This window comes from Staphylococcus caledonicus (assembly GCF_016238465.1).
Taxonomy (GTDB): domain Bacteria; phylum Bacillota; class Bacilli; order Staphylococcales; family Staphylococcaceae; genus Staphylococcus; species Staphylococcus caledonicus.
The window spans coordinates 17,617-38,674 of the sequence record NZ_JABTXV010000002.1 but is presented as its reverse complement, the minus strand read 5'-3'; the positions used below and the strand labels follow the sequence as shown (position 1 = coordinate 38,674).

General features: G+C 35.2%; 25 protein-coding genes and 1 pseudogene. 16 read left to right on the top strand and 10 right to left on the bottom strand.

The features are described 5' to 3' along the window. Nucleotide 1: 1 nt before the first annotated feature. From HS848_RS12920 to HS848_RS06830, 4 genes are all read right to left on the bottom strand, one after another. On the bottom strand, nt 2-409 hold the full coding sequence (locus tag HS848_RS12920) for a DUF5079 family protein (protein WP_332871292.1): 408 nt from the start codon (nt 407-409) through the stop codon (nt 2-4). A 29-nt stretch (nt 410-438) separates the two neighbouring features. After that, nucleotides 439-651, bottom strand: coding sequence for a DUF5079 family protein (locus HS848_RS12915; RefSeq protein ID WP_332871286.1), 213 nt, complete (start codon nt 649-651; stop codon nt 439-441). A gap of 61 nt (nt 652-712) precedes the next feature. Next, nucleotides 713-1,135 (bottom strand): hypothetical protein, encoded by a 423-nt coding sequence (locus HS848_RS06835; protein ID WP_232806116.1) that lies wholly within the window; start codon nt 1,133-1,135, stop codon nt 713-715. After that, complete coding sequence (locus tag HS848_RS06830) at nt 1,107-1,346, bottom strand: hypothetical protein (RefSeq protein ID WP_232806115.1); 240 nt, start codon at nt 1,344-1,346, stop codon at nt 1,107-1,109. Before HS848_RS06830 ends, HS848_RS06835 begins: the two co-directional genes overlap by 29 nt. Before the next feature lie 105 nt (nt 1,347-1,451). Here HS848_RS06830 and HS848_RS06825 point away from each other — a divergent pair. From HS848_RS06825 to HS848_RS06810, 4 genes and pseudogenes are all read left to right on the top strand, one after another. Next, nucleotides 1,452-1,565: pseudogene (locus tag HS848_RS06825) on the top strand (helix-turn-helix domain-containing protein); the annotation flags it as partial. Nucleotides 1,566-1,678: 113 nt separating this feature from the next. After that, on the top strand, nt 1,679-2,335 hold the full coding sequence (locus tag HS848_RS06820) for a DUF443 family protein (protein WP_332871291.1): 657 nt from the start codon (nt 1,679-1,681) through the stop codon (nt 2,333-2,335). A 229-nt stretch (nt 2,336-2,564) separates the two neighbouring features. Beyond that, a complete protein-coding gene (locus HS848_RS06815; protein ID WP_198611732.1) occupies nt 2,565-3,197 on the top strand; it encodes a DUF443 family protein in 633 nt (210 codons plus the stop codon). A gap of 1 nt (nt 3,198) precedes the next feature. Beyond that, nucleotides 3,199-3,543 carry a DUF4176 domain-containing protein gene (locus HS848_RS06810; protein ID WP_198611731.1) on the top strand — a complete coding sequence of 115 codons (345 nt, stop codon included), beginning with the start codon at nt 3,199-3,201 and terminating at the stop codon, nt 3,541-3,543. A 67-nt stretch (nt 3,544-3,610) separates the two neighbouring features. Here HS848_RS06810 and HS848_RS06805 read toward each other — a convergent pair whose 3' ends face one another. Both HS848_RS06805 and nagA read right to left on the bottom strand, forming a co-directional pair. Further along, nucleotides 3,611-3,853 carry a hypothetical protein gene (locus HS848_RS06805; RefSeq protein WP_198611730.1) on the bottom strand — a complete coding sequence of 81 codons (243 nt, stop codon included), beginning with the start codon at nt 3,851-3,853 and terminating at the stop codon, nt 3,611-3,613. 201 nt (nt 3,854-4,054) lie between these two features. Next, nucleotides 4,055-5,209 carry an N-acetylglucosamine-6-phosphate deacetylase gene (nagA, locus tag HS848_RS06800; protein WP_198611729.1) on the bottom strand — a complete coding sequence of 385 codons (1,155 nt, stop codon included), beginning with the start codon at nt 5,207-5,209 and terminating at the stop codon, nt 4,055-4,057. Nucleotides 5,210-5,419: 210 nt separating this feature from the next. Here nagA and HS848_RS06795 point away from each other — a divergent pair, with 210 nt between their 5' ends. The 7 genes from HS848_RS06795 (at nt 5,420) to HS848_RS06765 (ending at nt 12,940) form a co-directional block, all read left to right on the top strand. Beyond that, nucleotides 5,420-7,033 (top strand): BCCT family transporter, encoded by a 1,614-nt coding sequence (locus HS848_RS06795; protein WP_198611728.1) that lies wholly within the window; start codon nt 5,420-5,422, stop codon nt 7,031-7,033. A gap of 293 nt (nt 7,034-7,326) precedes the next feature. Next, the gene (locus HS848_RS06790) at nt 7,327-8,112 is read left to right on the top strand and encodes a putative hydro-lyase (protein WP_198611727.1); all 786 of its coding nucleotides are present in this window, start codon (nt 7,327-7,329) and stop codon (nt 8,110-8,112) included. 223 nt (nt 8,113-8,335) lie between these two features. Beyond that, nucleotides 8,336-9,754, top strand: a complete 1,419-nt coding sequence (locus tag HS848_RS06785) for an anion permease (RefSeq protein WP_198611726.1) — start codon at nt 8,336-8,338, stop codon at nt 9,752-9,754. Between the two features lie 633 nt (nt 9,755-10,387). Further along, entirely contained in the window at nt 10,388-10,645 is a 258-nt protein-coding gene (locus tag HS848_RS06780; RefSeq protein WP_198611725.1) for a hypothetical protein, read from the top strand. 164 nt (nt 10,646-10,809) lie between these two features. Continuing rightward, nucleotides 10,810-11,307 carry an HTH domain-containing protein gene (locus tag HS848_RS06775; protein ID WP_107507232.1) on the top strand — a complete coding sequence of 166 codons (498 nt, stop codon included), beginning with the start codon at nt 10,810-10,812 and terminating at the stop codon, nt 11,305-11,307. A gap of 119 nt (nt 11,308-11,426) precedes the next feature. After that, on the top strand, nt 11,427-12,140 hold the full coding sequence (locus HS848_RS06770) for a hypothetical protein (RefSeq protein WP_198611724.1): 714 nt from the start codon (nt 11,427-11,429) through the stop codon (nt 12,138-12,140). Between the two features lie 14 nt (nt 12,141-12,154). Continuing rightward, on the top strand, nt 12,155-12,940 hold the full coding sequence (locus HS848_RS06765; RefSeq protein WP_198611723.1) for a hypothetical protein: 786 nt from the start codon (nt 12,155-12,157) through the stop codon (nt 12,938-12,940). A 77-nt stretch (nt 12,941-13,017) separates the two neighbouring features. Here HS848_RS06765 and HS848_RS06760 read toward each other — a convergent pair whose 3' ends face one another. From HS848_RS06760 to HS848_RS06750, 3 genes are all read right to left on the bottom strand, one after another. After that, complete coding sequence (locus HS848_RS06760; RefSeq protein ID WP_198611722.1) at nt 13,018-13,395, bottom strand: hypothetical protein; 378 nt, start codon at nt 13,393-13,395, stop codon at nt 13,018-13,020. Nucleotides 13,396-13,432: 37 nt separating this feature from the next. Then, complete coding sequence (gene bioB, locus HS848_RS06755; protein ID WP_198611721.1) at nt 13,433-14,398, bottom strand: biotin synthase BioB; 966 nt, start codon at nt 14,396-14,398, stop codon at nt 13,433-13,435. Nucleotides 14,399-14,736: 338 nt separating this feature from the next. Continuing rightward, nucleotides 14,737-15,930, bottom strand: coding sequence for an NADH-dependent flavin oxidoreductase (locus HS848_RS06750; RefSeq protein WP_198611720.1), 1,194 nt, complete (start codon nt 15,928-15,930; stop codon nt 14,737-14,739). Between the two features lie 222 nt (nt 15,931-16,152). On the opposite strand from HS848_RS06750, the gene HS848_RS06745 reads away from it, so the two are divergent. Genes HS848_RS06745 through HS848_RS06725 form a run of 5 tightly spaced genes read left to right on the top strand, consistent with a single transcriptional unit; the run spans nt 16,153 to nt 20,236 of the window. Then, nucleotides 16,153-17,154, top strand: a complete 1,002-nt coding sequence (locus HS848_RS06745) for an LLM class flavin-dependent oxidoreductase (protein ID WP_198612162.1) — start codon at nt 16,153-16,155, stop codon at nt 17,152-17,154. Nucleotides 17,155-17,175: 21 nt separating this feature from the next. After that, nucleotides 17,176-17,517 (top strand): glycine cleavage system protein H, encoded by a 342-nt coding sequence (locus HS848_RS06740; RefSeq protein ID WP_198611719.1) that lies wholly within the window; start codon nt 17,176-17,178, stop codon nt 17,515-17,517. Beyond that, nucleotides 17,518-18,315 carry a protein-ADP-ribose hydrolase gene (locus HS848_RS06735; protein WP_198611718.1) on the top strand — a complete coding sequence of 266 codons (798 nt, stop codon included), beginning with the start codon at nt 17,518-17,520 and terminating at the stop codon, nt 18,313-18,315. Further along, nucleotides 18,305-19,201, top strand: coding sequence for an SIR2 family NAD-dependent protein deacylase (locus tag HS848_RS06730; RefSeq protein ID WP_198611717.1), 897 nt, complete (start codon nt 18,305-18,307; stop codon nt 19,199-19,201). The genes HS848_RS06735 and HS848_RS06730 overlap by 11 nt, the downstream gene beginning before the upstream one ends. Nucleotides 19,202-19,213: 12 nt before the next feature. Then, complete coding sequence (locus tag HS848_RS06725; protein WP_198611716.1) at nt 19,214-20,236, top strand: lipoate--protein ligase; 1,023 nt, start codon at nt 19,214-19,216, stop codon at nt 20,234-20,236. Between the two features lie 265 nt (nt 20,237-20,501). On the opposite strand, the gene HS848_RS06720 is transcribed toward HS848_RS06725, so the two are convergent. Then, nucleotides 20,502-20,591, bottom strand: coding sequence for a type I toxin-antitoxin system Fst family toxin (locus HS848_RS06720; protein WP_198611715.1), 90 nt, complete (start codon nt 20,589-20,591; stop codon nt 20,502-20,504). Nucleotides 20,592-21,058: the final 467 nt, after the last annotated feature.

The following is a 21,058-nucleotide window of genomic DNA, read 5'->3' as shown; positions in this document are numbered from 1 at the left end:
CTTAAATATTTTTTAAGTTATTTTTGTCATCTTCTACGTCAGTAGAAACATTTACATACAGTAAATAACATTGAGTAACTATAAAGTTACACGCAAAAATAAATAGTATTGATAATAAAAATATAAAATGTGATTCTGCAATATTTGGAACAGTAAAATATTCTACAATTTTTTGAATGTATATTAATGAAGCTAATACCTTCAGAATAATGATAGCTACCATCTTATTCCCCTTTGACCAATTAGGAGTAAACATCATTAATAATACACTTAGTATATGAGCAGTAGAACAAAATAATAATGTCATAATTCCAAAATACCAATAGTTATCCAAATAATAATGATGCTCAGCAGCTACAAAAAAGTACAAATTATAAAATGTCATATATGCAGTATAACTACTTAATATGTTAATTATTAAATAACGCTTTGCTCTTTTTACAGGTTGTGTCTCTTTTTTTCTAAGAATTGTAATAGCCCTAGTATATTTACTATAATTGCTATTATCGTAGTTACTATTAGATAAATAGGTGTATTCGCTATAGTCAAATCAAAATTATATTGTAAACATGAAAAAAATATAAAAATTAATGAAAATATATTTAAAAATTGAACTGCCGGTTTTCTTAATTGCTTTAATGATTCATCCAATTTATTTAACCACCCTTATGAAAATATTGAACTTACTGGTGTACCAAAATTTTTCACATTATTAATAGCATCGCTTTTTTGTATATTTCCACGCTTCTGAATTTCTTATTGCAGTTACTTTTTCGTTCAACTTATCTTTGATTATATCAGTAACCGACTTTTCATGAATTAAATTTTGTTGTGATAAAGACGAAATAATTATCCCAACTCCTAGACCAACAGTTGCTCCGAGTGGACCTCCTATACTTTCACAGATAGCAGTTGATGTTCCAGTTGTAGCAGCCATAGCTCCGAGATCTACGCTAGACTCTACTACTTTTCTTTGCATAGATTTTTCAGAGGCAAAATTCGATTCAACAGCTAACATGCCAACAATTGGACCTAATATTTTGCCACCATATGTCATGCTTTTTAAAACTTTTCCTAATTTGTTTTTTGATTTGAATTCTGTAATTTCATTCTTGAAGTGATAAATCTTCCGCATATATTTCTTTAATCCGACCTTTGTGGTCCGTGCGATTCACATGACCATGCGGTGTTGTATACTCGGTGTTGGCTTTCAATTTTTTACGTTTCATAAATCCACGTTCATCATACTCATCATATTCAACCTTTGTAAGATTTGAGTCTTCTTGATAATGAACATGATTGGAACCATGACTTTGACTACTACTTACATGTCTACCTTCACTCATTACCATACTATCTTTTAGTGTGTGTCACTTGATGATTTGGTGTGAAGGTTTGTTGAATATTTTGGCCTGCTTCTCTGAGTGTAACACCTTTGCCCAATTGGATACATCTATCATAGAGTCATAGAAAAGTTAAAAGAAGGTAAATCGATTAGTAAGATTTCGAAAGAAGTTGATATTACTAGGGAAACAGTATATAGAATTAAACACAATAAGAGATAAATGAAACAGAAATTTTGATATTTGTAAATACCATTACATATCTATAAATAATACAGTATAATTAATTATTAAAAACTATATAATTAATAAATTTTATATAAAGGATGTGATTAATCATCGATAAAATAACAATAGAAACTGTCGAAAAAAATAGTAAATTTAAACTAATCCATTATGAAAATAGATACTTTATTATTGATTTGAATCGAAATAAATTAACATATATATTTCCATTGTTGAATTATTTGACGAAACAAGTATTGATTGAGATTGATAAAAATGAAATTAGTAAGGTCAAGACTGAAAATTTGGCAAAAAATAATACCAAAAATGCGATTACTAGTTTGAGTATTGGTACATCTGTACTTATAGGTTATTTAGTAAAACCTTTAGGTGATTATTTGGATTTTTCAACAACATATATACTAAACATTATATTAATTTTAATTGCGATTGTGCCTATATTGCTCATTAAAAGTGTTGTAGATAAAAACAAGAAGTTAAAACTACAATTATATTTAAAAAACGATACATTTAAAGCACACGTATTACCGAACAATAGGGAAGTTGTCAAAAACATACTTTTAAACTTCATTGTTACTATTATATTCGTTGCTATTATTTATGGGTTTATATCTCAAAAAGAATCTAATTTTATTTATTTGGTAGCAATGTCATTATTATTAACAATTATCTTGTTTCAAAATGTGTTGTTATACGCCCAAACAGAAATTTCAGGTAAAATTGGTAAGATTAAAAGTAAACCTTAAATCATTTCAAAATGTTCTCAGAGAAAGGTAGGTGAGATAAATTGGAAAAATAGGAAGCATTATATATGAAAAACAAGTTACAACATAGTTCTCAAGAGGTTATAAAAAGTGTTGAAAATGGTACCAACTATTTTAGTAATAAAGCAAAAAAAGTCGAAAAAATGTTGGAGAAGCTGTCAACAATGTCAAAAAATTAGCGAATCCAATGAAATGGAGTTGGTGAAGCTAAATGGAAAATGTATACACAATATATAAAAATCCTAGATATAAAATTATCCAAAAAGATAATCACTATTTAATGGTCGACTTAGAACAAAATTGGTATTCATACCTATGCCCTATGTTGAATTGGTTTATTCCTATTAAATACACTGAGTTAACTTATCAAGAATTCAATAATTTAAATATTTTTAATAATGGTAGTCAAAACAGTCAAGGTATGATGGCTGCTGGCATTGGTGTCACTGTAAGTGTGCTTTTAAGAAGCGTAATGGGTTACATGAATGTTAATATTAGCCAAATTTGGTTAGTACTAATGTTTTTACTCGGATTTGTCTCTGTGATTGCATTACGTCTATCTATAAGAAAGAAGTTGAATCATCCAGCATTTAATCTAAATAGCACACAAAAAGTAATGTTGATTCCATCATTCAAAAATATGATACTGGTGGTATTTTGTTATTTTATGTTCCTATTTTTATCAATTGCCCCTATTCAAATGATTTTTGATGAAAATCAAAACATATTTGGTTATGTGTGTTGGTTAGTTACGTTGCTTATGTTTACTTTTATGAACATAGCTTCAATTTCTGATAGAAAAGTACATGCCAAAATTAAAAACATAGAAAAGCAAGTGAAATAATATGGAAACAATAAGAAGTATCGTATACCTAAGAGAAGGTTCCCAAAAATTAATGATTATTAATCGTGGTCCCATTGTAAATATAGATAATCACCAGTATATATTTGATTACTCAGCATGTAAGCACCCAGTTGGTGTTGTAGAAAATCAAATCTATTATTTCAATGAAGAAAATATTAGTAACGTTATATTTGAGGGCTACTCTGATCAAGAAGAAACAAGATTTCAAGAAGTGGGATTACTTGAACAAGTTCGAACAGGTTTTAATAGACCTAATAAATTGTATTTACATGATATAGAACGCACAGCCAAACAATACGAATTATTGATAAAAAGAGAAGCGTAGAGGCGATTCGTGATTGAATCATCTCTACGCTAATATTTTGTGATTTATGTCCTAGGCTCAATATGTTTTATGAATGTTTAAATAATTTTAGAATTTGCGCAATAATTAAACTTACCACTGCAATAATCGCAAATGTGCTTAAGAAGATAATATCGTTTTGATTAAAGTTAACACCAATATTAGAAAAGTCTTTTAAATTACTATTCGCAATTAGATTAACTACTACCACTGCTAGTAAAGCAATAATTGCTAGCCATGCTAATGATGAGAAAAACTTTTTAGCGCTAGGGAACCTCAAGTCATGTTGCATCTTCTCACACCTCTTTCTCTATATATTCTCATGTTTATATATTCAATAGTTATATACACCTCTATGCATTATTTCAAACCTATTAGAATAAAAGTGTATACAATTTGTATATATTTTTATGAAAAATAAGCTGATTGAGAAGTTGTATCATGAGACGATAGTCTGCTTTCAGAAATGAAAATTTTCACACTGCGGGTAGTCTTAATAATTATGAACTGTACCTGCTTTAATCGTAGTATTAACCTTAATCGTATCATCAACAATGACGATATCCGCATCTTTCCATATGGCTAAACTACCTTTATGGGCGTCGATATTTAAAGCAATAGCTTGGTTTAAACTTGTTACACGCCATAGATTGTCTAACGTGTCATGAGTAAAGTTCATTAAATTATATAAGCCATCATTCATTTTTAAAATACTTCCTGCTAGCGCACCACTTGCTAAACGAGCTTCTTGGCCACGCACAATCACGTTTTGCCCGCCTAAATCATATTCGCCATCTTGCATGCCTTTCGCACGCATAGCGTCAGTAATTAAATACATATGTTCATTTCCTTTTTGCTTATAGGCAATTTGTACAGAAGCTGGATGTGAGTGAATACCATCACCGATAATTTCTGTGTTCAATCCTTCATTCGTCCAAGCTGCACCGAAGACGCCTGGATCACGATGTGTAAATGGAGTGGCAGCGTTATATAAATGCGTAATATGTTTAGCACCACGTTCAACCGCTTCGTTCGCTTCATCAAATGTAGCTATGGTATGCCCCATTGAAAAGATAATATCGTCATGTAACGCATTTAATGTCTCATGTGCACCATCAACTTCGGGCGCAAATGTGATGATTTTAATTTGATTTTGCGCGATTTCTTGGAAGTGTTGAATTTTATCTACTGAGGGACGTTGCACAAATTCTGGATTTTGCGCGCCAACTTTATGTTCTGAAATAAATGGCCCTTCTAGATGAATACCTCCAATTTCAGCAGCTTCGCCTCTTTGTTGTTGCGCTTGATAATCAACGATGTTTTTCAACGCTTTTTCGATGTTGGCATCCGACTGGGTCATGGTTGTCGCTAAAAATGTAGTCGTGCCTTCTGATAACAATTGTTCAGATAAGTGTTTCAAACCTTCAAATGATGCATCCATGGCATCTTCACCGTAGCCTCCATGAATATGAATATCGATAAAGCCCGGTAAGACATTTTGGCCCTTAGCATCGATTTGTTCTAATTCACCAGTATATTGACCTTCTTGGATTTCACTAATTTTGCCATCTTCTACTACAAGATAACCTTGTTCAATGACGTGTGTTTCTGTATAAATCTTCCCGTTAGTAATGACATACTTTGACATGTTTGACCTTCTTTTCTAAATAATTCTTCTAATGTAATCAATTATAGCATTTCACATTCTTCAATTTATCGTAATTCTAGTTTTGGAAAAAGTTTTCATAATGAATTTTATATATAGTTTTAAATTTATAAAAAAATGGCATTTTGTAAATTTTCAAAATTATAGGTATACTCGTAACAACCGACATATAAAGGGAGAATCAATTGAAGAATGAATGACAAGCGCAAGAAACATAACAATTTAGTCTATATTATTTCTGTAACAATCATTATTATCATTACTGCAATTGCTGGTCTCTTTCCTAAAGCGTTCGGCACCCACGCACAAAGTGTATATGATTTTATTTCTAACTCTTTCGGGTGGTTATTCTTACTTATTATTTTTGTTTTAGATATCTTTTTAATTTCTTTAGCTATTTCTCGTTATGGCCGTTTTAAACTCGGCAGTGATGACGAGAAACCAGAATTTTCATTTATGTCATGGCTCGGTATGTTATTTTCTGCCGGTTTAGGTGTAGGAATTGTCTTTTGGGGGGTAGCTGAACCACTTACCCACTATGTTCATTCCCCTTTTCCAGGAAAAGTTCCTGATCAATCACCAGAATCTGCACGTGTTGCCATGGGTTACACGTTCTTCCATTGGGGGATTTCACAATGGTCTATTTTTGCGATGGCTGGTCTTATCGTCGCTTACTTCCAATTTCGTAAAAAACGCGATGGCTTAATTTCTACAGCCATGGAACCCGTCTTTGGTGAGGCATATAAACGTCCATTCCGTAATATTATCGATATTCTAGCAATTATTGCGACAGTAATGGGAATTGCTACATCAATTGGTTTAGGTATTATGCAAATTAGTGGTGGTTTAAATCATGTCTTTCACGTACCTAATAATAATTTCACTAAGATCGCAATTACCGTCTTAATGGTGTGCTTATTCTTAGGTTCGGCGATTACTGGTCTAAATAAAGGTGTTAAATGGTTGAGCAATATCAACATTATGCTAGGTGGGTTATTACTTGTCTTTATGTTGATTTTCGGCGATTTAAAATTTATTTTCGAATCGTATACTTTAGCTATTGGGGACTATTTACGTCACTTTATAGAATATAGTTTGCGTATTGATCCTTATACCGGTAAGAATGCATGGCTTCAACAATGGACCGTCTTTTATTGGGCTTGGGTTATTTCATGGTCACCATTTATTGGTGGTTTCGTAGCTCGTGTCTCTCGAGGACGGACAATTCGTGAATTTATTATTTGTGTCTTAGTCGTACCGCCACTTATTTCCTTTGTTTGGATTGCTGGTTTCGGTGGCATGGCAGTAAAAGTTGCGATGGGTGGCGATAATATCGCTCAATTGGTCGATAAAGATTATACCGTCGCACTCTTTGAATTATTGTCTAAATTCCCACTAGCAGATGTTACAAGTATATTAGCAGTGGTCTTAATCTTCTTACTTATCGTTACGAGCGCCGATTCTACGACCCATATTGTTGCAGGCATGGCGACTGGTGGTAGTGAGAATCCGAAAGTGAAACACAAAGTTATCTGGGGGCTATTAATTGGTGCCATTTCTGTAGCGATGACAATTGCAGGCGGTTTAACAAGTTTACAAACAGCTTCTGTCGTGACAGGCTTACCGTTCTCAATTATTTTATTATTAATGACCATTTCAATTATGCGGGCATTACGTCGAGAACATACGAAACATTTCCAAATGTCTTATATTAATGATGATAAAGATTATTCCATTCCTTTAGAACAACGTGAAAAAGAATCTTCAAATAAAAAGGATGAAGATAATGAGAAAGAACAAGAATAACATTCAAAAATACTATGAACTGTTACCTTTATTCGGTTTGTTAGCGACACTATTCTTATTCATTTTATTTTTCGTTATTTACAAAGTAGACGATAATTGGATGATTGTAAGTCTTTATTGTTTATTACCTTTAATCGTCTTTAGCTGTCGGTCCCTATTTTTTCATTTATTTAAGAACTATCGAAAGTAATACACAATTTCTTATTTTTAACATCTAGATTGTTAATGGTGTAATTTTAAAATATAATAGTAATAAGAACTTGGTAGTTATTAAGGGGATAAGGGGGATGTCTATGGAGGTTAAGCATCAAACGCCACAAGCATTACGTCAATTAATTCGCGAAGGGACACTTACTGGTCATACGAGTGGTATGGCAGATGGCTATATTCAAGCTAATGTCGTCATCTTACCTTCTTCATATGCTTATAATTTTTTAAAATTTTGTTTTAGAAATCCAAAGACGTGTCCATTATTAGATGTGTCTGAGATAGGTTCACCGTCTTTTCCATATTATGGGAAAGATGCTGACATACGTACCGATGTGTCGAAATATCGCATTTACAAGCGTGGGGAGCTTGTCGAAGAAGTAGATGATATTACACACCTGTATACTGACGATATGGTGTCTTTTCTTATTGGATGCAGTTTTACCTTTGAACATGCCCTACTTGAAGGTGGTATTCCGGTTCGTCATATTGAAGAAGACCATAATGTTCCAATGTATAGAACCAATATACCTGCTGAAGCGAGTGGCGAGTTTAAAGGAAATATTACCGTGAGTATGCGTCCTATGACGATGGCTCAAGCGATTAAAGCCACAGAAATCACCTCACATTTTAAAAATGTTCATGGTACACCGATTCATATCGGATCACCTGAAACACTTGGAATCGAAAATATTAATACGCCAGATTATGGTGAAGCGGTCACTATCAAACCTGGAGAAATACCTGTCTTTTGGGGTTGTGGCGTTACACCTCAATCCGTAGCACTTGATGCTAAACCTGAATTGATGATTACACATTCACCAGGTCATATGTTTATTACTGATATTAAAGACAGTGACTTGAATAATTAAAATTATTAAATACTATCTAGCGTATCTTAAATACTATCGAAGTGGGGCTAAGAAATCTTTGGAATAAATCGAGATTTCTCCCCTGCTTTTTTACATATTAATTCTACTTAAAAATATAATGAGAAATATTCTCAATTAATTTCCTACATCCTCTGTACAACGTTTAAAATTAAGTCTATTCTATTTTATGAAATGTTCATTATCTTAGAAAGAAGGTTCAGCTATGGAGAACTCAGTAAAATATAAGAAATTTATACTTCCACTTGTTGTAGGTATTCTTATTGCTTTACTCGCACCGTTTAGACCTGAAGCATTAAACCTACAAGCTTGGATGATGTTTGCGATTTTCGTCGGTACAATTATAGCTTGTATCACACAACCTATGACGATTGGTGCCGTTTCAATCCTTGGTTTCACATTAACCGTGCTTGTTGGTGTAGTAGACACTAAAACAGCGGTTCAAGGTTTTGGTAATCCTAGTATCTGGCTTATTGCGATGGCATTCTTTATTTCTAGAGGTTTCGTAAAGACAGGACTTGGCCGTCGTATCGCCTTACAGTTCGTAAAACTTTTCGGGAAAAAGACGCTCGGCCTAGCCTACTCATTAGTCGGAGTAGATTTAATTCTAGCTCCTGCTACTCCAAGTAATACCGCACGTGCGGGTGGTATTATGTTCCCAATTATTCAATCATTGTCAAAATCTTTCGATTCAGATCCTAAACAAGGCACCGAACGTAAGATGGGAGCATTTTTAATATTTACAGAATTCCAAGGTAATTTAATTACTGCGGCAATGTTCTTAACAGCGATGGCAGGTAACCCTCTCGCTCAAAATTTAGCCGAAAAAACAGCTAACGTTCATCTAACATGGATGAATTGGTTCTTAGCTGCACTCGTTCCTGGTTTAATTTCACTTATCGTGGTGCCATTTATTATTTATAAAATGTATCCACCTACTATTAAAGAAACGCCTGACGCTAAGCGATGGGCTGAGAATGAACTTTCAGAAATGGGAACTATTTCTAAGGCTGAAAAGTTCATGATTGGAATCTTTATTATCGCCCTTTTACTCTGGATAACCGGTAGCTTTATAGGTATTGAAGCTACATTAACTGCATTTATCGCTTTATCATTATTACTTATTACTGGCGTGTTAAATTGGAAAGATATCCTTAATGAAACAGGTGCTTGGAATACATTAGTATGGTTCTCAGTACTCGTTATGATGGCCGATCAATTGAATAAATTAGGCTTTATTCCATGGTTAAGTAGTACAATTGCGCATAGTTTAGGTGGCTTAAGTTGGCCAATTGTACTTGTTATTCTAGTTATTTTCTACTTCTATTCACACTATTTATTCGCGAGCTCAACTGCTCACGTAAGTGCCATGTATGCGGCGTTACTTGGCGTAGCTGTTGCGGCTGGTGCGCCACCATTATTTAGTGCGTTAATGCTTGGTTTCTTCGGTAACTTAATGGCTTCAACAACGCATTACAGTAGTGGTCCTGCGCCTATTCTGTATGCGGCAGGTTATGTGAGTCAAAAACGTTGGTGGCTCATGAACTTGGTATTAGGTGTGGTTTATTTCATTATCTGGCTTGGTATCGGTTCATTATGGATGAAAGTCATTGGTTTAATGTAAGTATGTATTACTAATCATACAGTTATAGTCTTGAAGATGATTTCAATAGAAATCACCTTCAAGGCTATTTTTTTATCATTACTACACTTTGTTTGGCTCGCGTTCTTAGGGAGCGGGACAGAAATCTAATGTAATTTCTAAGATTTCGTAGTCCCGCCCCGGCAAGGTTGACTAGGAATGAAGAAAGTGAGGCTCGAACGCACCTTCATTTCAGACAACTACTGCCAGGCCGAGCCACGGTCTCGGCGCTCATCCTGCTCCCTCAAGAGTCTCGCCAACAATACTATGTTATTTATATGTCATTTCTCATTAGAACACTTTCAAGCTAATTCTCTTTCTTTAACAATTTTCTTTATTTATCAACTTTTCTAGGGTGAGTGACGTATGATGTCTAACATGTGATGCTGAATTATCTTTGTTTTATGTGTTGTTTTATATGTAAACGGCTCTCGGGGTCGCTTATCATGCGACCCCGAGAGTTTGTGCCGCCATTACCTCGAATCGGTAATGGCGGCATTTTTGCGTTCTTTTTGTGCTTTGTTCTGATGTTCAAAATTCCATTCTCTTTGTGAGAAAAGGAGTCGCCTCCGAGGCGACTCTAGTTTCAATCATGAAGAAATGGAGGTGAAACACATGTTATATGAACAAATAACTAATGAACTTAAACGCTATCAAACTACGCCACAATGTGTCATTAGAATTTATGAACGTATTGAATTTGGTCAAGCTCATCATAACGAAGAAACAAAACTTATGTCCTATTTTCAGAGAATTTTCCAAAAGTTAAATAGTAATGATGACACGCGTTCTGAGTTAAATTACGTAGCTACGAACGCTAGCGACTTAGCAGAGTGGTACGTATTGCAATCGTATGTACGAGGAAATATTTAGGGTATGTATTAACTAACTTACCAATATTTTTATAAATTGAATATATACCTTTCTATTAAATATTACGTGTTATTTATTAATTTTATTTTTTTATTGAAATGACCTTATATGTCTAAGGTCATTTCTTATAATAAAACTAGGTTTTGTGAAGGGAAGACCTGCCAATGGAACAAGCATATAGAGTTTTATATATTTATTCTAAATTAGTAACGAAACAAACGGTGAATAAGTCTCAATTAGCAAAGAAATTTGATGTCAACCCTAGAACGATTCAACGAGACATCGATAATATCAGATACTTCTTATATGAAATGAATTTACGTTCTGATATTGAAGAAGAGGTTTGTTTCAACCAAGGCAAAAATAGTTATTTCATTAAAAGTGCCTATAAACGTTCGGGAGAGCAAGAACAAATTATCCACGTTACATATGAAATAAAGCCTCAACTCTATCAAAAACTCAAAGATAGTTATGACATGAAAGTGATTCATCGTTCATCGAAGTCACTAACGGTCAAGTTGGAATTAACCTCAACTGAAGCAATCGAATTATGTTTCAGATATCGAAAGTCTTTACGTCTTATCTCACCTACTACCTTACTCAATCAATTCACGACTGAGCTTATTAAATTACAAATGATTTATCTACGACACGAAGTTTAACAATTAAATGTGAATTAGAGGGAGCAAGACATCAATAGTTTAACTTTGAAAAGTTGATAAACGATGTCTTAACTTCCCTTGTTCACATATTAATCATCATTTTCAGAGGAGCGAAACAGATGCGAAAAATAAAATATCTTCTTTCCTTTATTATTATCGGGCTATTAATCGTCGCGTTAACCGGCTGTAGTAAAAGTATTGAGAAGAAAAAAGAAATCTCAATCAAAGACATTATTAATGATAAAAAAGAACACATGCTTTATGTATCTACAAGTAATGATGATGAAGGGCTTGAAACGTCAGGTCTCTATTTAACTAAAAATGGTCAAATGAAAATGATAATGTTTGATGAAGATCCAGAGCTATCACCAGAACTACTTTACAAATTAGATGCCGATGAAATTAAGAAGACTTTAGACAAGAAAGATATAAAATATTACGAAACACCTTATAAAGATGTTAAGTCATATATCGAAGTAACAACTAATAGCGGTGATCCATTAATGACGTTTGTTACTACTAAAGATAGTGATGAAAAAGAAATTAAAAAGGATATCTCTAATGTATTTGATACTTTAGAAAATGGTAAAGATAGTGCGTTATTCTATACCGATGTTAATATTGGTCAATCGCAAAGTCCGAAACAGGATGTAGACTATCTTGGTCAATTTACTTTTAATCCTTCTTCTTTAAAACAAAGTGAATCATCAGAGAGTGATAATGACGCTTATATTTCTACAACAATTAAGTTAGACAATAAAGACCAAAAATTGATTCAACTACCTACTAAAGATGTTACACAAATTAAGTTTTCAGATTTAAATGTAGAATAAGGAGAATTATAATTATGGATAATACTAAAGAACAACTCATGTCCGATCTCGCCCTATTGATTAAAGGAAAAAGTCGAATTCTCGCTTTTAATCAATTAATTAATCATAAACAAAATGAAATACAAAAGTTAACTTTAAAAAATATTAAACGAAAAAATATGTTGTACTTTCTCTTACCAAGTTTAGCGCTTATTTTCTTAGCTTTTCCTATCTTTCATTCTGGTCTTTTATTCTTTATTGGATTAATACTTTTCGGAGTATGGTTCTTCCAAAATAAAAGAGTCAAAAATAAAACTCAAAACTTATTACACTCAGATAGCTATAAGAAAGCACAAAACGAAGTTTGCGAAACGTCAGAGGGTAAAGATATGGTTTCTTCAATAAATGGTGGTAAAAAAGAAATCAATGAAGTTAACCAAACATTGAATGCTTCTGGGGCTAATAATCGCATTCCAGAGAAATATGCTCATCTTCATGCACTTCAATCAATGTTTGAATATCTCTATAATCAATGTGCGGATACGTTAAAAGAAGCTATCAACTTATATGAAACAGAAGCACACCAAGCACGTTTAGAAAATAAACAACAACAAATTCTATCTACTGTGTCACAAGCAAGTGTCGATGCCAGAGCTGCAAGATATGCCTCAAGTATTGCTGCAACCAATTCAGCAATATCAGCAGTTTGGGCTAAAAAAGCATCAGACAATTCAGCTGCTGCTAGAGATTATGCAGCGAGTGCCAGTCGTGATGCAGCTGCGGCTAATCGCAAAGCCGATCAAATCAACAGTAAATTATAATCAGTTTCCATGTTGATATAATATAAAAAGTCCTTAAATTCTTGTAATAGACAAGTATTTAAGGACTTTATTTTTGTTTATATATCTAAATCTGCTTGGATGCTCGTACTCATTTCCATTTTAATATCACTAGCAAGTGGTTTAAGTGTAGGTAGATAATTATTAGCAAATCCTATAATAATACGATTCTTTATAATGGGTGCTAGTTCGCGATCTTCTGGCAATGATTGGTCGATTAATGCGATTAAGTCTTTATATTCAATATCTTCTTCATTTCTATGTGCCAAATATTTTACAAATTCGCCAAATACTCTTTCAAATACTTCGTGTTCTAAGTCCATATCTAAAAACAACAAACTTACAGACTTCGTATCAATTTGGTTTTGACCCATTTCTTCTGCCAATTCACTAATTGCTTGATATAACAATCTTGTGCTTTCTTTGTCTTGAAGCACCTCTAACACCTCACTTTAAAAAATGATTCACTATGCTTTACCCATCAATTTCGAAACCTAAATCTTCTAACATTTGATAATCAAGTTCGTTTGGTTGGCCTCCGGTAATCAAATAATCTCCTACAAAAATAGAGTTAGTTGCTTGTAGTGCTAACGGTTGTAATGAGCGTAAATTCACTTCACGTCCCCCGGCAATACGAATTTCTTTTGTTGGGTTAATCAATCTAAACATGGCGATAATCCGTAAACATTTAATCGGTGAGAGTAAATCTAAGCCTCCAAATTTTGTACCTTTAATCGGATGCAAGAAGTTGATTGGAATACTATCGGCATCAATCGCTTTTAAGGCGAATGCCATGTCTATAATATCTTCATGCGTTTCCCCCATCCCACAAATGACGCCTGAACATGGCGAAATATGATGTTCTTTCATAATTTCAATCGTATCTACACGATTCTGATATGTATGCGTGGTTACCACTTCTTCATGATAACGTTCACTAGTGTTTAAGTTATGGTTGTAGCGATCAACACCCGCTTCTTTCAGTTTATCTGCTTGCTCGTCATCCACTAATCCTAAGCAAGCACATATTTTAAGTTGAGGATGTAGCTCTTTAATATCTTGTACAGTATCACAAATATGATTCACTTCTTTATTTGTAGGACCGCGCCCGCTCATTACGATACAATACGTTCCAATATGATTATCCGAAGCGACTTGAGCACCAGCTTTAATCTTTTCTGGTTCTACTAAAGCGTATCTCTGTTTTTGTTTCATTTTTACGGACTGACCACAATACCCACAGTCTTCCGAACAGATGCCACTTTTCGCATTTAAAATCATATTTAATTTTACTTTCTTGCCGTAATAATGCTTTCTTACAATATAGGCTTCATGTAATAAGTCGAATGTGTCGATGCTTGGATTATCGAATAATTCTAACGCTTCTGTTTTAGTTAACGTCTCTTGATTTAGGATACGTTGTGCTAAGTTTAATGTCATGCTGTCTCTTACTCCTTACCTTTTAAAATTGCTCAATGCCTTCGATAAACTACATAATGTAAACTTTTTATATTTATAAGTTTACATTAAAAATAGCATAATAAAAAGGGAGCGGTGACAGAAATTTAGGGAGTGGGACAGAAATCTAATGCAATTTCAAAGATTTCGTCGTCCCACCCCGGCAAGGTTGACTAGGAATGAAGAAAGTGAGGTTCGAACGCTTCTTCATTTCAGACAACTACTGCCAAATTTCGAACATTTTATCGTCCCGCCCCGGCAAGGAATATCTTTTTTGCTCATCGTTCGGTTTCGCTCAAACCCCAAACACGTTCGTTTACTTATTTATGATCATAGTTTTGTTCTAGTTTACGTAATTCATCGCGTGTTTTCTTTTCAAGACCTTGGCCATAATCCATCATTTGAACAATATCTTTAAAGGCTGCATGTGGAATTGCCAGTTCATCTAAATCCTCAGGTTGAATATGCAAATCGATGTCTTGTTCCCGGCCTTCTGAAAGTTTGTGTACGAAATCTGGTTCCGTTACAAATGAAGATGACATGCCTACCATGTCCGCATTTTCCAAAGCATCTAACGCAGTGTCTGGCGAATTAATGCCTCCACTCGCAATCAATGGCACACGTCCATCTAAATACTCGTAAACCACTTGATTAACACGACGTCCATAATGCTCGCCCGGCGTACGCGTCTTATTCTGATAAATATTACGGCCCCAACTGGCAATTGCTAAATAATCGATAGAGGCTACGTCCATCACCCAATCTAAATGTTGATTAAATTCATCAACCGTATACCCTAAATCACTTCCTCTTGTTTCCTCAGGTGTCGCTCTATATCCGAAAATGAAATCGTCAGGCGCTTCCGCATCAATTACTTTCTGTACTGCCGCCATTACCTCTAAACCAAAGCGTGCCCTATTCTCCAATGTGTCTACGCCATACGCATCATGACGTTGGTTTGAGAATGTTGAAAAGAAAGTTTGAATGAGTAAACGTTGCGCCACCGAAATCTCAACACCATCAAATCCAGCTTGAATAGCACGTGAGGTTGCGTTCGCATATTGTGTAATGACTTCCTGAATCTTAGCGACTGACATTTCTTCTACTTCATGTTGAACCGGTGAATGTAACGTCATCGGACTTGGTCCATAAACTTTGCCATAGTTCATGATTGATGTAGTTGAAAAGCGTCCCGCATGTGCGAGTTGAATAATTGCTTTATTGCCATTGTGTTTCATGGCTTGTGCCACTTTTCTCAAACCTGGAATACAATCATCGTCAGAAATATTAAAACCATATTCGAATAACTGGCCATACGGTTCAATATACGCTGCGCCAGTAACTTGTAAGGGCGCAGAATCTGCACGTCGTTGCGCATAGCGTAAATCTTCATCAGTAATGTGCCCTTCTTTGGTCGATGAATTGGTAGTCATTGGCGATAAGACAAAACGATTTGATAGCTTTATACCATTGGGTACCGTGATAGGTTGAAGTAATGGTGCGTAGTTTGACATGTGATGACATCCTCTTTCGTATTTTATCTCTTAAATTCAAATTACCATGCGTTCTCATAATACTCAATCGACTTGTTTGTGAACGGTGTATGCTCGCTCGTATTTTATTGCCCGGGAAAAGTGTGTGATAGAAATCAAAAGTTAACAAATTTCCGTTAAACACGTTAAAATAGTAGTGGGTATTATAAAAGGGAAACAGTACGTTTTGGAGATGAACGCGACATAAAGTTAAGTATTTTAGATTATGCCTTAATTGATGAAGGCAAAGATGCAGAACAAGCGTTACAAGATACGACGCGACTGGCGAAGTTGGCAGATCAACTAGGCTATCATCGCTTTTGGTTAACGGAACATCATGATGTTCCTGCCTTTGCGGGTAGTAGTCCTGAACTACTCATGTTGCATTTACTTAACCATACAGAATCTATCAAACTAGGTTCTGGTGGTGTGATGTTGCCACATTACAGTCCCTTTAAAGTAGCGGAACAATTTAAAATGTTAGAAGCCTTACATCCTGGCCGTGTGGACCTAGGCATTGGGAATAATCCTGGAACTACTGTGGTTAAGCGTGCTATGGATGAAGATAAAAGCGCGTATCTCGATTACGCACAAAGTATTGAAGACTTACGTCACTATTTAACGAGTCCACCTGAGGAACAACGTGTTGGCAAGGTGATTGCGCAACCGCAACTTTCTCGCCATCCGGAAATGTGGCTCTTAAGTACAAGTCAGCGTTCTGCTAAGCTTGCTGCGATGCAAGGAATGGGCTACACGTTAGGTACATTTTTACTACCTAGTCAGGATAAAATAGATGCTGCCAAGAACAGCCTTGCGACGTATCGCGATCATTTTCAAAAAACAGCATTAAACATGGCGCCTAAGGTTATGTTAACGACGTTTGTGATTGTGACGGATGATGAGGATGAGGCGCAACAGCTATTACATGCATTGGACGTTTGGTTATTAGGTAAGCGTCAGTTTGCGGAATTCGAGCGTTTTCCATCTATTGAAACTGCGCAACGTTACAAACTGAGTGAGCGTGACGAACGTGTCATCGCGCAACACCGTGCACGTATCTTAGCGGGTACATTGGAACAAGTAAAGCCTCAGTTGGATGCGATGATTGAAGTGTTTGAAGCCGATGAGGTCTTGGTCGTGCCGTTATTACCGGGCATTGAACAACGCTGTCGTACTATTGAATTATTAGCACACGCGTATTTATAGATATAGAAAGGAAGTTATGAAATGGCTAAATTAGCTAATTATTTATTTGTTGAAAAAGTAGGCAACCAATATATTTATCGCATGACACCAGAATTGCAGGATGATATTGGTACAGTGGGTTATGTAGAATTTATGGGGCCAGATGAAGTCAGTGTGAACGATGAAATTGTAAGTATTGAAGCGTCTAAAACTGTCTTAGATGTGCAATCACCACTTGCTGGTAAAATTGTTGAACGTAATACGAAAGCAGAAGATGAACCTGCAATTTTAAATTCTGAAAAAGCAGAAGAAAACTGGTTAGTGAAATTAGAAAATGTAGATGAAGATGCTTATAACGCTTTACCGGAATCGGATGAAGACTAAATGTTAGATACTCAACAAGAACGTCTTGCTTATCTCATTCAATCTATGTGGGAAGAACGTTATGGAGATAAGCCTTTAGACGTCCCTGACACTGCCGACGCACAATGGGAATGTTATCGTGGGCTAGCGAATGTACGTCCACCGGAACCTATTAGTGCCGAATATATCGATGTTCAAGATGCATATTTATCTACGCTTAATAACCAACAAGATTTAACTCGTTTAAATGATTTGAACCCTATCTTAGGAACGCAACTTTATTTATGGCAAGGCGATATTACGACGCTTGAAGTAGATGGTATTGTGAACGCAGCGAACAGTCGTTTCTTAGGCTGCATGCAAGCGAACCATGATTGTATTGATAACATTATTCATACTAAAGCAGGCGTGCAATTGCGTTTAGATTGCGCGAAGATTATTGAAGAACAAGGTCGTAAAGAAGGTGTTGGCAAAGCGAAAATCACATCGGCCTACAACTTACCTTCGAACTATGTATTGCATACAGTTGGGCCTCAAATTCGTAAGCGTCCGGTGTCCCAAATGAATAAAGATTTATTAGCGCGCTGTTATCGTAGTTGTTTAGAGTTAGCTGATGAACACGGCTTACGTCATCTCGCCTTCTGTTCTATTTCAACAGGTGTCTTTGGTTTCCCTCAAGAAGAAGCATGCCGTATTGCGATTGACACTACAATGACGTATTTACGAGAAACAGACTCATCTATTAACGTTATCTTTAACGTGTTTAGCGATAAAGATTGGACACTTTACAAGGAGGCTTTCGACCAATATGACAAATGAACAATGGACTGCCCTTACTCTAGCACGCGATAAAAAAACCTCTCAAGCCGATGTGTTGGCTCAAGTCTTTGCCGAATCCGATGCTTTGGTTATTGGGATAGGTGCTGGTATGTCAGCATCAGACGGTTATACCTATGTCGGTGACCGTTTCACGAAAAATTTTCCAGATTTTATTGAAAAATATAATTTCTTGGATATGTTACAAGCGAGTTTGCATTCTTTTGAGAGCTGGCAAGAATATTGGGCTTTCCAAAGTCGTTTCGTGAAACTCAATTTTTTAGAGCAACCCGTGGGTCCTTCTTACCTTAGACTTAGGGACCTACTTAAATATATGTATGACTATTTTATCATTACTACTAACGCAGATAATGGTATTGAATTTGCATGTTTTGATGAAAGTAGAGTCCTTCATATGCAAGGTAAATACATTCTTTGGCAATGTAGCCAACATTGTCATGCACAAACCTATCGAGATGAAGATGCGATTCGTGAAATGGTCGCTAAACAAGAAAATATGAAAGTCCCATACGAGCTGATTCCACGTTGTCCTAAATGTGATGCCCCAATGGAAATCAATAAGCGTAAAGCTGAAGTGGGCATGGTTGAGGATGAAGAATTTCATGAGCAATTAGATCGCTATAATGAATTTCTCGAAGAGCATAAAGACGATAAGGTAGCTTATTTAGAAATTGGCGTAGGCTACACGACGCCTCAATTTATTAAGCACCCATTCCATCGTATGACGCGTGAGAACCCTAACGCCGTATTTGTGACTTTAAATAAAAAAGATTACCACGTTCCAAAAGCGATTCAAGATAGAACCATTCATTTAGATAAAGATATTTCATTCTTAATTAAAAAAGTTCATAAAATATTAGCAATCTAGGAGAGCAGAATCATGTATTTAATAGAACCTATTCGTAATGGAAAATATATCGATGATGGTGCCGTAAACTTAGCAATGCAAGTGTATATTAATAATAATATCTTTTTAGGCGAAGATATTTTGTTACCTTACTACTGCCAACCTAAAGTAGAGATTGGTCGTTTTCAAAATACTGCCGTAGAAATCAACCAAGATTACGTCGATGACAATGATATTAAAGTTGTGCGTCGTGATACAGGTGGTGGTGCAGTATACGTAGATGATGGTGCCGTAAATGTATGTTGTATTTTAGAACAAGATACTTCTATTTATGGTGACTTTCAACGTTTCTATCGTCCAGCTATTCAAGCGTTGCATAATCTAGGTGCCACTGAAGTGATTCAAAGTGGTCGTAATGACTTAGCTTTAAATGATAAAAAAATATCAGGTGCAGCGATGACATTATTAAATAATCGAATTTATGGCGGGTATTCCCTACTCCTTGATGTCGATTATGAAGCAATGGTTAACGTATTAAAACCAAACCGTAAGAAAATTGAATCTAAAGGAATAAAATCCGTACGCGCCCGTGTCGGTCAAATTAGAGATTCATTAGACCCTAAATATCAGAACATTACTATCGATGAATTTAAAGATTTAATCATCACTCAAATTATGGGAATCGATGACATTAAAGAGGCCAAACGCTATGAATTAACCGACGAAGACTGGGCTGGCATCGATCAATTAGTCGCTGAAAAGTATGATAATTGGGAATGGAACTATGGTCGTTCACCACGTTATGAATACAACCGTAATGAACGTTTTAATAGTGGCACGATAGATATTTCATTATCTATTGAACATAACCGTATTGCCGCTTGTAGTATTTTTGGCGATTTCTTCGGCCAAGGTAACATAAGTGATGTTGAAGCACACTTAGTCGGTACACGTATGGTTAAAACAGATTTATTCGCACGATTAAACAGTATCAACCTAAACTTCTACTTTGGCAATATTACCGCCGAAGAACTTGTCGACCTTATTTTAAGTTAACAATGTAGTTTTATTTAGAAGCGACGATAGAAATTTAGGTAGTGGTAAGAGAAATTCACTGGTGAACCTTAAAGACAGGACATTTTGCATATTGATGCCCTAGCCTTTGGTGCAAAATTATATGTAAAAAAATTTTAATTGGTATTTTGCATTTCTCTATACTATAGTGTTATAATACACTTAACAAAGAGAAATTCATAAGTTCACCAGTCCCCTTACTCTTGTAGTAATGAGGAGATTTTTATTGGTGTGGCTTAGTCGCCTATTATTTATTGTTACGTAGCCAAAACGAAAATAACGCAATGATGCAACCACTGATGACGGTGGTCATGATATGAACGAAAGTGTCGTACATTGTGTATGCACCCAATCCCCTCACTATTGCGAGTAGTGAGGGGATTTTTGGTTATGGCTAGTATCTGGTTATTCTATAAAGGAAAGTAGTTTAAGTAATATCTTTAAATACTTCTTAAAATATCAGTCTATTTCCCATTTTTTTACTAAATAAAAATAAAAAAGAGCAGAAAAGATAAATAAAATTAGGAATATAATACTTGATAATAGAGCGCTTGTTGCTCTCTCGTTATAAATACCTTTTATTATATAAAGCATAGCCGTAAAAGTAAAAGTGATAATCATTGCAGCAAAGAAAACTATTGTTAGAATTCCTATAATATTCTCTATCTTATTTCATCCTCCTATATAGATACTGATTTGCATTTCTTTATACCCTAGTGTTATAATTCAATTAACAAGAGCTTCGTGCATTATATGCACCAATCCCCTCACTACTCGCGATAGTGAGGGGATTTTTATTGGTGA